Genomic DNA, 552 nt, shown 5'->3' on the forward strand with positions numbered 1-552 from the left:
GGATCAGCTCGGAGGAGCGTTCGCGCTGGATGGTGCCGTGCCGGTCCCGCCACTGTCCGCGGCCCTCCTGGAGGGTGAGCCCGGCCGGGAAGCGCGGCGTGATCCTACGGTCCACGAAGGCGCGGAACTGCCGGTCGGTGACGGGCGCGCCCCCGTCGGCCCGGGCGGTGCCGAAGAAGAGCCGGGTCTCCACGTACGCCGCGCCACGGTGTGCCGCGGCGGCGCCGGTCGCCGGTGACGCGGAGCCGGCGTCGCGCGTGGCGTAGGCGACGGGCGCGCCCAGCGCGAGGACGGCTGCGCTGGCCAGGGCGGCGAGCCGAAGGCGGGGCTTGGTGATCGACATGACGAGATCCCTTCGCTGGGCGGGAGGCGGCGCGTGCCACCGCGTGGAGTGTGGCGCTCCGCGCGTCGGCAGGAACACCCGGCGGTCGCCCGTCAGCCACGGACCTCGACACCGATCTGGGCCCTCCGCCCTCGCCGACGACGGAACCACGCCGCATGTGTCAGCGTCCGTCCAGGCATTCGCAAGATCGTGACCGCTCACGGAGGACT

At 74.6% G+C, this 552-nt stretch carries 1 protein-coding gene; it reads right to left on the minus strand.

Annotated features, from left to right (window positions below; translation table 11 throughout):
• Positions 1-343, minus strand: a 343-nt coding sequence (locus KUM32_RS42310) for a DUF3574 domain-containing protein (protein WP_217146898.1), incomplete at its 3' end; no start/stop codon positions are given.
• Between the last annotated feature and the right edge of the window lie 209 nt (positions 344-552).

Source organism: Streptomyces sp. AC627_RSS907, assembly GCF_019049165.1.